The organism is Microbacterium sp. KR10-403 (assembly GCF_040196215.1).
Classification (GTDB): domain Bacteria; phylum Actinomycetota; class Actinomycetes; order Actinomycetales; family Microbacteriaceae; genus Microbacterium.
The window spans coordinates 501,460-514,253 of the sequence record NZ_JBEGDC010000003.1 but is presented as its reverse complement, the minus strand read 5'-3'; the positions used below and the strand labels follow the sequence as shown (position 1 = coordinate 514,253).

13 protein-coding genes and 1 tRNA gene are annotated in these 12,794 nt (G+C 67.6%); 8 read left to right on the top strand and 6 right to left on the bottom strand.

All coding sequences use genetic code 11. From position 1 onward, the window contains the following. Positions 1 to 3 precede the first annotated feature (3 nt). The 6 genes from ABMQ42_RS09190 (at position 4) to rplA (ending at position 4,276) form a co-directional block, all read left to right on the top strand. Complete coding sequence (locus ABMQ42_RS09190) at positions 4 to 1,368, top strand: NAD-dependent succinate-semialdehyde dehydrogenase (protein ID WP_349722671.1); 1,365 nt, start codon at positions 4 to 6, stop codon at positions 1,366 to 1,368. Between the two features lie 164 nt (positions 1,369 to 1,532). After that, positions 1,533 to 1,605, top strand: a tRNA-Trp gene (locus ABMQ42_RS09185). A gap of 46 nt (positions 1,606 to 1,651) precedes the next feature. After that, positions 1,652 to 1,930 carry a preprotein translocase subunit SecE gene (secE, locus tag ABMQ42_RS09180; protein ID WP_349722670.1) on the top strand — a complete coding sequence of 93 codons (279 nt, stop codon included), beginning with the start codon at positions 1,652 to 1,654 and terminating at the stop codon, positions 1,928 to 1,930. Between the two features lie 39 nt (positions 1,931 to 1,969). Then, positions 1,970 to 3,049 carry a transcription termination/antitermination protein NusG gene (gene nusG / locus ABMQ42_RS09175; RefSeq protein WP_349722669.1) on the top strand — a complete coding sequence of 360 codons (1,080 nt, stop codon included), beginning with the start codon at positions 1,970 to 1,972 and terminating at the stop codon, positions 3,047 to 3,049. Positions 3,050 to 3,140: 91 nt separating this feature from the next. Further along, the gene (rplK, locus tag ABMQ42_RS09170) at positions 3,141 to 3,572 is read left to right on the top strand and encodes a 50S ribosomal protein L11 (RefSeq protein ID WP_349722668.1); all 432 of its coding nucleotides are present in this window, start codon (positions 3,141 to 3,143) and stop codon (positions 3,570 to 3,572) included. A 14-nt stretch (positions 3,573 to 3,586) separates the two neighbouring features. Next, positions 3,587 to 4,276, top strand: coding sequence for a 50S ribosomal protein L1 (gene rplA / locus ABMQ42_RS09165; RefSeq protein ID WP_349722667.1), 690 nt, complete (start codon positions 3,587 to 3,589; stop codon positions 4,274 to 4,276). A 79-nt stretch (positions 4,277 to 4,355) separates the two neighbouring features. On the opposite strand, the gene ABMQ42_RS09160 is transcribed toward rplA, so the two are convergent. Together ABMQ42_RS09160 and ABMQ42_RS09155 are read right to left on the bottom strand one after the other, a co-directional pair. Further along, positions 4,356 to 4,631 (bottom strand): acylphosphatase, encoded by a 276-nt coding sequence (locus ABMQ42_RS09160; protein ID WP_349722666.1) that lies wholly within the window; start codon positions 4,629 to 4,631, stop codon positions 4,356 to 4,358. 19 nt (positions 4,632 to 4,650) lie between these two features. Then, positions 4,651 to 5,301 carry a LysE/ArgO family amino acid transporter gene (locus ABMQ42_RS09155; RefSeq protein WP_349722665.1) on the bottom strand — a complete coding sequence of 217 codons (651 nt, stop codon included), beginning with the start codon at positions 5,299 to 5,301 and terminating at the stop codon, positions 4,651 to 4,653. Between the two features lie 71 nt (positions 5,302 to 5,372). Between ABMQ42_RS09155 and ABMQ42_RS09150 the strand changes: the two genes are divergently transcribed. Continuing rightward, positions 5,373 to 6,263 carry a LysR family transcriptional regulator ArgP gene (locus ABMQ42_RS09150; protein WP_349722664.1) on the top strand — a complete coding sequence of 297 codons (891 nt, stop codon included), beginning with the start codon at positions 5,373 to 5,375 and terminating at the stop codon, positions 6,261 to 6,263. Here the strand turns inward: ABMQ42_RS09150 and ABMQ42_RS09145 are convergent. The 3 genes from ABMQ42_RS09145 to ABMQ42_RS09135 all read right to left on the bottom strand — a co-directional run bounded on the left by ABMQ42_RS09145 (position 6,220) and on the right by ABMQ42_RS09135 (position 9,222). After that, positions 6,220 to 6,747, bottom strand: coding sequence for a MarR family winged helix-turn-helix transcriptional regulator (locus ABMQ42_RS09145; RefSeq protein ID WP_349722663.1), 528 nt, complete (start codon positions 6,745 to 6,747; stop codon positions 6,220 to 6,222). The two genes, ABMQ42_RS09150 and ABMQ42_RS09145, sit on opposite strands and share 44 nt — an antisense overlap. Continuing rightward, positions 6,744 to 8,471 carry an MDR family MFS transporter gene (locus ABMQ42_RS09140; protein ID WP_349722662.1) on the bottom strand — a complete coding sequence of 576 codons (1,728 nt, stop codon included), beginning with the start codon at positions 8,469 to 8,471 and terminating at the stop codon, positions 6,744 to 6,746. The genes ABMQ42_RS09145 and ABMQ42_RS09140 overlap by 4 nt, the downstream gene beginning before the upstream one ends. Before the next feature lie 124 nt (positions 8,472 to 8,595). After that, complete coding sequence (locus tag ABMQ42_RS09135) at positions 8,596 to 9,222, bottom strand: YqaJ viral recombinase family protein (RefSeq protein ID WP_349722661.1); 627 nt, start codon at positions 9,220 to 9,222, stop codon at positions 8,596 to 8,598. Positions 9,223 to 9,323: 101 nt separating this feature from the next. Here ABMQ42_RS09135 and ABMQ42_RS09130 point away from each other — a divergent pair, with 101 nt between their 5' ends. Then, positions 9,324 to 9,626: a 4a-hydroxytetrahydrobiopterin dehydratase gene (locus tag ABMQ42_RS09130; protein WP_349722660.1), complete on the top strand. Its 303-nt coding sequence runs from the start codon at positions 9,324 to 9,326 to the stop codon at positions 9,624 to 9,626. A 3-nt stretch (positions 9,627 to 9,629) separates the two neighbouring features. Here the strand turns inward: ABMQ42_RS09130 and ABMQ42_RS09125 are convergent, their stop codons facing one another. Next, positions 9,630 to 12,755: a type I restriction endonuclease subunit R gene (locus tag ABMQ42_RS09125; RefSeq protein ID WP_349722659.1), complete on the bottom strand. Its 3,126-nt coding sequence runs from the start codon at positions 12,753 to 12,755 to the stop codon at positions 9,630 to 9,632. Positions 12,756 to 12,794: the final 39 nt, after the last annotated feature.

Sequence of the window (12,794 nt, the reverse complement as noted above, 5' to 3'; positions counted from 1 at the left end):
TCCATGACCGACTACGCCGTCGTCAACCCCGCCACCGGCGAGACCCTCGCCACCTACGACACCTTCACCGACCAGCAGGTCGACGAGGCGATCGCGAAGGCGCACACCGCCTTCGGCACCTGGGCGCGCACGCCGGTGGGCGAGCGGGCCGCGGTCGTGCGCCGCATCGCCGAGCTGCACCGCGAGCGCCGCGACGAGTTCGCCGCGATCATCGTGCGCGAGATGGGCAAGCCGATCGCCGCCGCCGAGGGCGAGGTCGACTTCGCCGCCGACATCATCGAGTTCTACGCCGACCACGCCGACGAGATCACGGCCGACCGGCCCATCGACATCCTCGGCGAGGGCACCGCCGTGGTGCGCCGCGCGCCGTTGGGCGTGCTGCTGGGCATCATGCCGTGGAACTTCCCGGCCTACCAGGTCGCACGGTTCGCGGCGCCCAACCTTGTGCTCGGCAACACGATCCTGCTCAAGCACGCGCCGCAGTGCCCCGAGTCGGCGGCGCTGCTCGAGGAGATCTATGAGGCCGCAGGGCTGCCCGACGGCGCGTACGTCAACGTGTACGCGACGAACGAACAGGCCGCCCGCATCATCGCCGATCCGCGCGTGCAGGGTGTCTCGGTGACCGGCTCGGAGCGTGCCGGCGCCGCGGTGGCCGAGGTCGCCGGGCGCAACCTGAAGAAGGTCGCGCTCGAGCTCGGCGGCTCCGACCCGTTCATCGTGCTCTCGACCGACGACCTCGACACGGTCGTGCAGGCCGCGGTCGACGCCCGGCTCGACAACAACGGGCAGAGCTGCAACGGCGCGAAGCGGTTCATCGTCGCGGACGGGCTCTACGACGCGTTCGCCGAGAAGTTCACCGCCGCGATGGCGGCGGTGGCGGCATCCGACCCCACCGACGCCGAGACCGTGCTCGGCCCGCTCTCGTCCGAGGCGGCGGCCGTGCGACTGCAGGAGCAGATCGACACCGCGGTGGCGCAGGGCGCGACTGTGCTGACCGGCGGCACGCGCGAGGGCACGTTCTTCGCGCCCACCGTGCTCGCCGACGTCACGCCCGAGATGGACGTGTACCGGCAGGAGCTGTTCGGGCCCGCCGCGGTCGTCTACCGCGTCGCCGGCGAGGACGAGGCGGTGGCCCTGGCCAACGACACCTCGTTCGGACTCGGGTCGTACGTGTTCACCACCGATCCGGAGCAGGCGCAGCGCGTGGCCGACGGCATCGACGCGGGCATGGTCTACGTGAACCTCGTGCTCGCCGACAGCCCCGAGCTGCCCTTCGGCGGCGTGAAGCGCAGCGGAACCTCGCGCGAACTCGGGCTGCTCGCGGCCGACGAGTTCGTCAACAAGAAGCTGGTGCGCGTCGGCCCCTGACGGTGTCGGGCCCGGGTCGGTTCGCGTCGACCGAGGGCATGCCGTACACTGGAGGGGCAGTTGATAACTGCATTCTTTCGCCGTGCCCGGCGTCTCGGGCAACACCCTGCAGGTCACCGACACGGCGCCGGAATGCGATCACTGTGAGGCCCGCGAGGGCCTCTAGGGCGGTAGCTCAATTGGCAGAGCAGCGGTCTCCAAAACCGCAGGTTGCAGGTTCGATTCCTGTCCGCCCTGCGCGTCAGCGCATGCTGACATCACGAAGACGATTCAGGTGGAGTCGATGGTCCAGGACGAGCCGAACGGCGAGATCGTCGCCGCAACCGACCGGCCGCGCGCGAAGGGCGAGAAGAAGCCCAACTTCTTCGCACGCATCGCCATCTTCATCCGCCAGGTCTTCGCCGAACTGCGCAAAGTCGTCGTTCCGACGCGGCAGGAGCTGATCAAGTACTCGCTGGTCTCGATCGGGTTCGTCGTCGTGGTGATGGCCATCGTGTGGGGGCTCGACCTCCTGTTCACGATGGTGACGAACTGGGTGTTCGGCAACCCGGGCGGCGTGTGACCCGCGGGTCCGCCGCCTCTACGAACGGAAGAGAACCAAGTGTCTGAGAAGTACACCGACGACGCCGATTGGGCGACCGCCGCCGAGCAGTCCAGTGAGGACGACGAGGCCCAGGAGGGCAACGTGCTCGAGGCGCAGCAGCGCTCTGCCGACGCCGCCGAGCACACGGCTCTCCATGTCGAGGACGAGGGCGCAGACGACGACTCGGCAGAACTCGACGACATCGACATCGACGACCCGGAGGCGGACGCGATCGTGAACGACGCACTGCACATCGACGAGACGGCCGAGGCCGAGGCTGCGGCCGAGGTCCTCAGCGACGACGCCGCTGACGAGCAGCAGCGCCGCGCCGCCGAGGCGGAAGAAGAGGTGACCCCCTACGACGGTCCCGACGTGAACGGCGAAGAAGACCGCCCCGTCCTCGACGACGAGTTCGTCGAAGAGGTGGATGCCGCCTCAGCCGTCGTCGACGAGGCCGAGGCCGACGCCGACGAAGAGGACCCGTACGAGGCCTTCCGCGCGGAGCTGCGTCTGCAGCCCGGCAAGTGGTACGTCATCCACTCCTACGCCGGATTCGAGCGCAAGGTGAAGGCCAACATCGAGCAGCGCAAGTCGACGCTCGAGGTCGAGGACGACATCTACCAGGTCGAGGTCCCCATGGAGGACGTCGTCGAGATCAAGAACGGCCAGCGCAAGATGGTCAACCGGGTGCGCATCCCCGGTTACGTCCTTGTGCGCATGGAGCTGAACGAAGACACCTGGTCGGTCGTGCGGCACACCCCGGGCGTGACCGGGTTCGTCGGCAACGCGCACAACCCGACCCCGCTGCGCTTCGAAGAGGCCTTCAACATGCTGAAGTCGCTCGTCGAGGTCAAGGAGGTCGCCCCGTCCAAGGGCGGTGCCGCCAAGGGTGCTCCGGTCGCCGCGCGCGTCATCCCCGCCGAGGTCGACTTCGAGGTCGGCGAGACCATCACCATCAAGGACGGCTCGTTCGCGGGCCTGCCCGGTACGATCAGCGAGATCCAGCCGGCCAGTGGCAAGCTCACCGTCCTCGTCTCGCTGTTCGAGCGCGAGACGCCGGTCGAGCTGTCGTTCGACCAGGTCACCAAGATGATCTGACGCGCTCTGCGCGTCCCACAGACACCACCGTCCATCCGGATGCGTGGGAGAACGGATGCCGACGGCATCCGCTTCGATGAAAGGAAAACACATGGCACCGAAGAAGAAGGTGACCGGCCTGATCAAGCTCCAGATCAACGCCGGCGCCGCCAACCCGGCGCCGCCGATCGGGCCTGCGCTCGGTCAGCACGGCGTCAACATCATGGAGTTCTGCAAGGCGTACAACGCGGCGACCGAGTCGCAGCGCGGCAACGTCATCCCCGTGGAGATCACTGTCTACGAGGACCGCAGCTTCACCTTCGTCCTGAAGACCCCGCCGGCCGCGGAGCTCATCAAGAAGGCCGCCGGCCTGCAGAAGGGCTCGGCCACGCCGCACACGGTCAAGGTCGGCAAGCTGACCAAGGACCAGGTGCGCCAGATCGCCGAGACGAAGCAGCCCGACCTGAACGCGAACGACATCGAGGCCGCCTCGAAGATCATCGCCGGCACCGCCCGTTCCATGGGTATCACGGTCGAGGACTGAGGGGAGTAACGAACATGGCTACCAAGTCCAAGGCTTACAAGGCTGCCGCCGAGAAGATCGAGGCGGACAAGTACTACACCCCGACCGAGGCCGTCGCGCTCGCGAAGGAGACCGGGTCGAAGAAGTTCGACTCGACCGTCGAGGTCGCGCTGAAGCTCTCGGTCGACCCGCGCAAGGCCGACCAGATGGTGCGCGGCACCGTCATGCTGCCGCACGGCACCGGCAAGACCGCTCGCGTCATCGTGTTCGCGAACGGCCCGGCCGCTGAGGCGGCTCTGGCCGCCGGCGCCGACGAGGTCGGCTCGACCGAGCTCATCGAGAAGGTCGCCGGTGGGTGGACCGACTTCGACGCCGCCGTCGCCACGCCCGAGCTCATGGGCCAGGTCGGTCGTCTCGGCAAGGTGCTGGGTCCCCGTGGCCTGATGCCGAACCCGAAGACCGGCACCGTGACCCCCAACCCGGCCAAGGCCGTCGAGGAGATCAAGGGCGGCAAGATCGAGTTCCGCGTCGACAAGCACGCCAACGTGCACTTCATCGTCGGCAAGGCCTCGTTCACGGCTGAGCAGCTCGACGAGAACCTGAAGACCGCGCTCGAAGAGATCGTGCGTCTGAAGCCGGCCAGCTCGAAGGGCCGTTACATCCAGAAGGGCGCCGTGTCGACCACGTTCGGCCCCGGCATCCCGCTGGACGTCAACGCCATCTGAGTCTGACTCTCACGAGACGCCGGTTCCGCCTTCGGGCGGGGCCGGCGTTTCGCATTGTCCGGAGAGTGGATGCCGCACCTCACGCCGTGGCACGCACCTCGAATCCGCGGGCGCCGGTGGCTGCGGCATCCCGCACCTGCGCGCCCGTGACGCGCGAGCCCGGAGGTCCCTCGGCCATCCACGCGAGGATCAGGTCGATCTGCTCGTCGGTGCCCTCGACCTCGGCCTCGACGGTGCCGTCACGGCGGTTGCGCACCCAGCCGGCGACGCCCGCCTCGTCGGCCTCCATGCGCATCGTGTAGCGGTACCCGACGCCCTGGACCTCGCCGGAGACGATCACGTGCACCCGTCGCATGGGTCCATCGTGCCAGCGGTCAGGCGCCCAGCGCGAGGTTCACCGCGAGCGCCGCCATGATCACCGCGATCACGCCGTCGACGATCCGCCACGCGCGCGGTGCGGCCAGAGCGCGCCCGAGCAGGCGCGCCCCGAACCCCAGACCGAAGAACCACAGCGTGCTCGCGCAGGCGGCGCCCAATGCGAACGCCCATCGGCCGTCGCCGTGCGAGTTGGCGACCGTGCCGAGCAGGAACACGGTGTCGAGGTAGACGTGCGGGTTCAGCCAGGTGAGGGCCAGACAGGTCAGCACGACGGGGGCGAGGGATGTGCGGGTCGCCGTGGCGACCGCGCCGCCGGCGGAGGAGGGTGGGGGAGAAGGGGATGCCGCGCGCAGCGCCTCGCCGGTGGGCCGGATCGCGCGCCGCGCGGCGAGCAGGGCGTACACGAGCAGGAAGGCCGCTCCCAGCCAGCGCACCGCCTCCACGAGCCAGGGCAGCGCCTGCAGTGCGAGCCCGATGCCCGAGACGCCCAGCAGGATCAGCACGACGTCCGACGCCGTGCAGATCAGCACCACGGCGAGGATGTGCTCGCGACGCAGCCCCTGCCGCAGCACGAACATGTTCTGCGCGCCGATGGCGATGATGAGCGACAGGCCGAGACCGAGGCCGGCGAGAGCGGAGCTGAGCACTCTTCGACGCTACGAGCCCAGGGTGATGAAGTACAGCTCATGATCCTTATGTGCCATTAGCATGGCTGATGATGCGCATTCCGTTCGAGCTCGCCGAGACCCTCGCCGCCGTCATCGACGAGGGGACGCTGGATGCCGCGGCCTGCCGCCTGCACGTGACCCCGAGCGCCGTCAGCCAGCGTGTGAAAGCGCTCGAAGAGCAGCTCGGGCAGGTCGTGCTCATCCGCACCAAGCCGGCGCGGGCGACGCCCGCGGGAGACGCGATCGTGCGCCTCGCCCGACAGCTCGCGCTTCTCGAGCACGACGCCCTTGCCGGCCTCGGCGACGACGCGGCGCGGATGAGCATCCCGCTCGCGGTCAATGCCGATTCGCTGGCCACGTGGTTCCTCGATCCGCTGGCTCGGCTCATGAAGCGGCATCCCGTCGTGTTCGATCTGCATCGCGACGACCAGGACTTCACGGCGAGCCTGCTCGAGAGCGGCACGGTGATGGGCGCCGTCACCTCCCGGGCGCAGCCGGTGGCCGGGTGCCGGGTCGAACCGCTCGGGGCGATGCGGTACGAGGCGGTCGCCACACCGGGGTTCGTGCAGACATGGCTCGTCGACGGCGTGACCGCGCAGGCGTTGAGCGAGGCTCCGGTGGTCTATTTCGACCGGCGTGACGAGCTGCAGTCCGCGTGGCTGAGGGGGCGGGGAGTGGATGTCGCGCCGCCGCGGCAGTACATTCCGGCGTCGAGTGACTTCGCGCGGGCCGTGCAGCTCGGCATGGGGTGGGGGCTGCTGCCCCCGTTCCAGTCAGCGGAGGGGTTGGCCGACGGGTCTCTCGTGCGTCTGGGCGGCGATCCCGTCGACGTGCCGCTCTACTGGCAGCAGTGGAACCTCCGGTCGCCGCTGCTCGACGCCGTCGCCGCCGAGGTGATCAGTGAGGGGCGTCGGGTGCTGCGTCGTCTTCCTGCGGCGTGATGATCGTCGCGGCGAGGGCCTGCACGAGGGTGGACAGGCGTTCCATCGACTCGACCGTCCACTCGGCGGTGGCCTGCTCGAGCCGGTCGACGAACGGGTAGCGGACGATCTGCAGCCGCTCGTTGCCGAACGGCGTCACCGAGATGAGCCGGACGCGGGCGTCGCACGGGTCGAGCTCGCGTTCGATGAGCCCGAGGTTCTCGAGTTCGGTGACCGCGCGGCTGATGCCGCCCTTGTCGACATCCATCCGCTCGGCAAGCGTCGAGGCGCTGACGGGGCCGATCTTGTCGATGACGGTGAAGACCTTGAAGGTGCCCGGCAGCAGGCCCGAGCTGACGGTGTCGGCGGCCTGGGCGTACGAGCGGCGCAGCTGGGTGAACAGCAGCGAGAAGGCGCCCTCGAGGTCACGGGCGGCGTCTCTGCGGGGGTCCTGCTCCGAGGCGGCGCCATCGGGCGTCGCCTCGGAGCGGGAGGGGGTGATCATGATTCCTCAGACCTCGCGGCGCCTCGCGCCGAGTCGTCTCCGCCGGTGATGACGGCGACGCTCCCGGTGGCAGGCAGCGCGTCCATGCCCTCGGCGACCGTGACGGTGGCCAGGTCGGCCTCGCCGGCCTGCATGCGCTCGACGTTCGTCATGCGGGTGAGCGGCTTGTTCGGGATGAAGATGATCGCGAGCAGGCTCAGCACCGCGAACGGCACACCGATGAGGAACGAGTGCGAGATGCCCTGGGCGTAGATGTCCTCGATGATGATGCGCAGTGCGTGCGGCATCGTCGAGACCTCGGGCAGGGTGCCGCTGGTCAGCTGCTCCTGCCAGTACTGCGCCTTGTCGCCCAGGCTCATGATCGCCGTGACGAGGTTCTCCTTGTTGTCGTTCATGAGGTCGACGACCTTGGTGGCCAGCGCGGCGCCCATGACCGACACGCCGATGGTGCCGCCGAGCGTGCGGAAGAACGTGACGCCCGAGCTGGCGACGCCGAGTTCTTCGGGCTTGCAGGTGTTCTGCACGACCAGGACGAGGTTCTGCATCGTCATGCCGACGCCGGCACCGAGCAGGAACATGTACACCGAGACGAGCGCGAAGTTCGTGTCGTAGTGGATCGTCGACAGTGTGAACGAGCCGGCGATCAGCAGCACGCCACCGAACAGCAGGTAGGGCTTCCACACGCCGTACTTCGAGATGAGTCCACCGATGATGACCGACGAGAGCAGCAGACCCGCGATCATCGGGATCGTCATCAGGCCGGCCTGGGTCGGTGTCGCGCCGCGCGCCAGCTGCATGTACTGGCTCAGGAACACCGAGGCGCCGAACATGGCGATACCGGTCGAGATCGACGCGACGACCGCGAGGGTGAAGGTGCGGTTGCGGAACATCGTGAGGGGAACCAGGGGCTCCTTCGCGCGCAGCTCGAAGACGATGAACAGCACGGTGGCGATGATCGCGCCGCCGACCATCCAGACGGTCGTGAAGCTCCACCAGTCGTTGTTGCTCCACCAGTCACCGGTGGTGTCGCTGCCGGCGTTGCTCACCCAGATCATGAGGAGGGCGGATGCCGCGGCCAGCAGCACGATGCCGACGTAGTCGATCGACACCTTGCGGGGCTTGTTGGGCGAGAGGTGCAGGGTCTTCTGCACGATGATGAGCGCGATGATCGCGACGGGGAGGGCGACGTAGAAGTTCCAGCGCCAGCTCAGCGTGTCGGTGAGCACGCCGCCGAGCAGCGGGCCGCCGACGGTGGAGACGGCCATGACGGCGCCGAAGAGGCCCATGTACTTGCCGCGCTCACGCGGGCTGAGGATGTCGGCCATGATGACCTGGCTGAGGGCGGCGAGACCGCCGGCGCCGAGGCCCTGCACGGTGCGCGCCGCGATGAGCATGCTGGTGTCCTGCGAGAGACCGGCGGCGGCGGTGGCCAGGACGAAGATGACGATCGCGAGCTGGAACAGGAGCTTGCGGTTGAAGAGGTCGGCGAGCTTTCCCCAGATCGGGGTCGCGATCGCCGTGGCGAGAAGCGTGGAGGTGACCACCCAGGTGAAGGCGGTCTGGTCGCCCTTGAGGTCATGGACGATGACCGGCAGCGAACTGGATACGACGGTCGACGCGAGCATCGACACGAACATGCCGAGGATGAGGCCGGAGAGGGCCTCGAGTACCTGGCGGTGTGACATGGCCGGCTTGGCGCCGGCGACAGAGGGAGTTTTGGACATGCAGAACCTTCAGAGAAGAGAGAGCGGCTTGTGACGCGCGACGACGATGGCGCAGATGGTTGACGATCGTCAACAGTTGAGATTCGTCAACTATAGATCGATCGTTGATGTTTCGCAACTAACGTCAGTCGGCCAGTGCGAGTGCCCGGTGCAGTTCTTTCGTCTCAGAAGGATGCGTCACCCGGTACAGCTCGTCGATGAGCGCGGTGGCGAGCTTCACGAGCTTGCCGATCTCCGCCTCGTCGCGGTCGACCCAGGCGCACTTCGGCTCGTCGCCGACCGGCACGAAGTCGACGTGCTGCTCCCACGTGACGAGCGTGCGCTCGGCGCCGAGCACGTGCTGCTGCCACCACACCTGACGAAGATATGAGCGGGGGATGCTGCGCCACGCCTTGTTGGTGGTCTTGATCTCGGCGAGCGTGATGCGCCCGTCGGTGTCCTGCATGATGCCGTCGGGCGTGGCCAGGTGGCGCGGCTCGACGACGGCGCGGAAGAGGGCCGACGAGGGCTGGATGCCGTGGGTCGCCGCCACCCACGCGGCGATCTCCGGTTCGCGGCGGCGGCCGTGCTCCGTGTAGACGTTGCCGGTGAAGCCGCTGCCGCGCAGCTTCGTCTGCGCCGCACGGGGGATGGCCCGCTCGCTCGTGAGGTGCGCGACGTCGGTCGCGGTGATCCCGCGCGAGCGCGCTCGCAGCCACGTGACCCGGTCACGGGAGTCCGCGACGATGCGTGCTTCGAGCTCGGGGGTCACAGATCGAGGGTACGCCCCGGGCGATCGGTCGCCCGGACGGCTCGCCCCGGAGGTCGCGGTCTGGGGGTTGCGGTCTGAGCGGCGGGTGGCAGGGTCGGGGTATGGACACCATCACGTTCGAACAGTTCCGTGCCACCGGCGGGGTCGGCGACTGGCAGGCCGACGGCGACGCCGTGCGCGCGCGCTTCGCGACGGGGGAATTCGCCACCGGCGCGCGCCTGTTCGCCACGATCGCCGAGCTCGCCGAGGCGGCGAACCACCACCCCGATGTGGAGGTCACCTACCCCGCCGTCACGGTACGGCTCACCAGCCACGACGCGGGCGGGCTCACCGCGAAGGATGCCGACCTCGCCGCAGCGATCTCGCGCGCGGCGCGTGAGCTGGGGGTGGATGCCGCGGGTTAGCGGCTACGACGTGGTGGCCTCTTCGCGCTCGATGCGCAGGTTCTCGTGCACGAGCTCGCCGAGGAGCTTGACGAGGGCCGCCTGCTTCTCGGTGTGTGTGAAGTAGAAATCGACCGCGCTGTTGTGGGCGTCGTGATTGGTCAGAACGGCGTCGGTGACGGCAGAGCTCAGGTCGGGCGACTCGACGAACTGTTTGCGTGAGTTCGCCGCCGCCTGAAGACGGATTTGCGGGTCTTCGCCGAGCACGGTGATCACGCCCTGCACCCATGACTCGATGCCTGACGCATCGAAGTCCTCATCGGCGAACAGCTCATTGATCCGAGCGAGGATCTCGGCCAGTCGCACCATGCGCGGATCGCGCGCGGTGCCGCCGCCGGGGCCGAGCGGGTGCAGCGGCTGTGCTTCGCCGCTGTCGAGGTCGAGCGTGTGGTCGCCCGAGCGCGCTTGCTTGATGCGTGTCAGTTCGACGGCCGAGAAGTCGATCGGCTCACTGGTCGCGTGGCCGGTGAGGCGGGGCGCGAGCAGACGCAGGAAGAGGGCGCGCTTCTCCAACCCGGTATCGGCGTAGTCGACGATCTGCGAGAGGAAGTCGTAGAGCCGCACGAACGAGCCGACGTCTTTGCGGAACAGATCGAGTTCTTCGAGAGTCGCTTTGTCGCCGGAGGCCGCGGCGGCCGCGTAGCGCTGGTTGAATCGGTCGGCGGCCGCCTTGAGAGGCGCGGTGTGTGCACCGTGCTTCGCGTGTGGCTTCAGGAAGGCGGTGGTGAAGGCCTCGATCTCGGCGTCGGTGTAGATGCCCGCGCCGTCCAGCTTCGCCTGCAGGTCATGGACGACATCGGGATCCGTCCGCTCCGTCAGCTCGGCCGTGCGGTAGTAGGGCAAGAAGGCCTCGAGGATCTCCTGAGGGTCGTTGACGAAGTCGAGGACGTACGTCGTGTCCTTGCCGGCGGAGGGGTAGGTGCGGTTCAGGCGCGAGAGCGTCTGGACCGCCGTCACACCATCGAGGCGCTTGTCGACGTACATCGCGCACAGCAGCGGCTGGTCGAAACCGGTCTGGTATTTGTTCGCGACGATGAGCAGCTGGAAGTCGTCGGAGCCGAAGGCGACCGGCAGCGTACGACCGCGCAGTCCGGAGTTCAGGTTCGCTTCGGAGTAGGGCGGCTCGACTCCGGCGAACGTGATGCCGGAGACTTGCTCGGCGGTGAGCGTTCCCGAGAAGGCGACGAGCGTGGCCAGGTCGTAGCCCTTCTTGGCGATGTAGGCGTCGATGGCCTGCTTGTAGCGGACAGCCGCTTCGCGCGATGCGGTGACGACCATGGCCTTGGCATGGCCGTCGAGCATGTGGCGCACGTTGGCGCGGTAGTGCTCGACGATGATCTGCACCTTCTGCGCGATGTTCGTCGGGTGCAGCGACACCCAGCGCATGAGGCCCTTCGTGGCTTCGCTTTCGTCGACGAGTTCGACGGCTTCGAGGCGGCGCTTGGAGGTCTCGGCGATCTGGAAGGCGGTGTCGTAGGTGGTGTAGTTGCGCAGCACGTCGAGGATGTAGCCCTCTTCGATGGCCTGTTGCATCGAGTAGACGTGGAAGGGATGCGGCAGCCCATCGTCGCCGAGCGTGCCGAACAGCTCGAGCGTCTTTGACTTGGGCGTCGCGGTGAACGCGAAGAACGAGAGGTTGGGCGACTCGGCGCGTGCCTGCATCTCGGCGGCGAGCACGGCTTCGGCGTCGATCTCGCCGCCGTCGTCGAGGTCGGCCTGCTCTTCTTGCGTCAGGACGGCACGAAGCTTCTGTGAAGTGCGCCCGGTCTGCGATGAGTGTGCCTCATCGGCGATGATCGCGAAGGTGCGGTCGGCGAGGCCCTTGTTCTCCTGAATCGCCTGCAGCGCGAACGGGAAGGTCTGCATCGTGACGATGACGATGAGTTTGCCGCCGAGCAGCTCCTTTGCGAGCAGTGCCGACTTGGAGGCTTCGCCCGCCTTGCGCACCTCGTCGGCGTTGATGGTGGCGACGGTGCCGTCGACGCCCTCGATCTGCTTGATCGCCTTCTGCAGCTGATCGTCGAGCACGGTGCGGTCGGTGACGACGATGACGGTGTCGAAGATCTTCTTGTCGTAAGTGTCGTGCAGGCTCGAAAGGCCGTGGGCGAGCCAGGCGATCGAGTTGGTCTTGCCGGAGCCGGCCGAGTGCATGACGAGGTAGCGGTGCCCGGGGCCCTCGGCCTTGACCGTCGACAGGAGATCGGTGACGAGTTCCCATTGGTGGAAGCGCGGGAAGAGGAGGGTTGTGGACTTCGTGATCTCGCCGGTGACGGCATCCGTCGATGTCTTCTTCTCTATGTGCAGCAGCCGGCCGATGATGTGCAGCCAGGCGTCGCGCTGGAAGATCCGCTCCCACAGGTATGACGTCGCAGCGCCCTGCGGGTTGACCGGATTGCCGGCGCCGTCATCGTCGCCGAGGTTGAAAGGCAGGAAGCGGGTGCTCTTGCCGGCGAGGCGCGTGGTCATGGCGACCTCGTCGGTCGAGACGGCGAAGTGGACGAGGCAGCGATTGCCGAAGCCGAGCAACGGTTCGCCCTTCGGATCGCGAGCGGTGCGGTACTGGGCGATCGCGTCGTCGATGGACTGGGTGTCGTCTGTCTTCAGCTCGACGGTGGCGACGGGCAGGCCATTGGCGAACAGGACAAGGTCGATGGACTGCGTGTTCTTCGTGGAGTAGTAGACCTGGCGCATGACGCGCAGGCGCACTTTCTCGTAGCGCTGCATTGCGGACGCGTTGAAGGATGTGGCGGGCTTGAACTCGCACATCGAGAACGTCACCGGGGTCTTCTTGAAGCCGCGGCGCAGGACGTTGAGCGTTCCGCCGCCTGCATCGATCGGATTGTCGAGCATCTTGACGAGGCGATCGAGCAACTGGTTGCGGGCGTGCTCTTGTTCGGCGGGGGATGTCGCGGGCTTGACGACTTTCGCGAGTTCGGCGGGCTGCGTCTCGGCAAGCCAGGCTTCGACGTCGGGGACGTACAGCGCGCGGGTCTTGTCGTAGCCGCTGTTGTCGGTGTCGTAGAGCCATCCATGTGCGGCGAGGTACTCGCAGATCTCGTCTTCGAAGGCCTTCTCGTGCTCGATCCCCATGTCGCCCCTTCACGCGCGCTTATAACCCCACGGCTATAG

Coding starts and splice junctions, on each gene's coding strand:
- ABMQ42_RS09190 (WP_349722671.1), top strand. CDS start 4: ATGACCGACTACGCCGTCGTCAACCCCGCCACCGGCGAGACCCTCGCC.
- secE (WP_349722670.1), top strand. CDS start 1,652: ATGGTCCAGGACGAGCCGAACGGCGAGATCGTCGCCGCAACCGACCGG.
- rplK (WP_349722668.1), top strand. CDS start 3,141: ATGGCACCGAAGAAGAAGGTGACCGGCCTGATCAAGCTCCAGATCAAC.
- rplA (WP_349722667.1), top strand. CDS start 3,587: ATGGCTACCAAGTCCAAGGCTTACAAGGCTGCCGCCGAGAAGATCGAG.
- ABMQ42_RS09160 (WP_349722666.1), bottom strand. CDS start 4,631: ATGCGACGGGTGCACGTGATCGTCTCCGGCGAGGTCCAGGGCGTCGGG.
- ABMQ42_RS09150 (WP_349722664.1), top strand. CDS start 5,373: ATGCGCATTCCGTTCGAGCTCGCCGAGACCCTCGCCGCCGTCATCGAC.
- ABMQ42_RS09145 (WP_349722663.1), bottom strand. CDS start 6,747: ATGATCACCCCCTCCCGCTCCGAGGCGACGCCCGATGGCGCCGCCTCG.
- ABMQ42_RS09140 (WP_349722662.1), bottom strand. CDS start 8,471: ATGTCCAAAACTCCCTCTGTCGCCGGCGCCAAGCCGGCCATGTCACAC.
- ABMQ42_RS09130 (WP_349722660.1), top strand. CDS start 9,324: ATGGACACCATCACGTTCGAACAGTTCCGTGCCACCGGCGGGGTCGGC.
- ABMQ42_RS09125 (WP_349722659.1), bottom strand. CDS start 12,755: ATGGGGATCGAGCACGAGAAGGCCTTCGAAGACGAGATCTGCGAGTAC.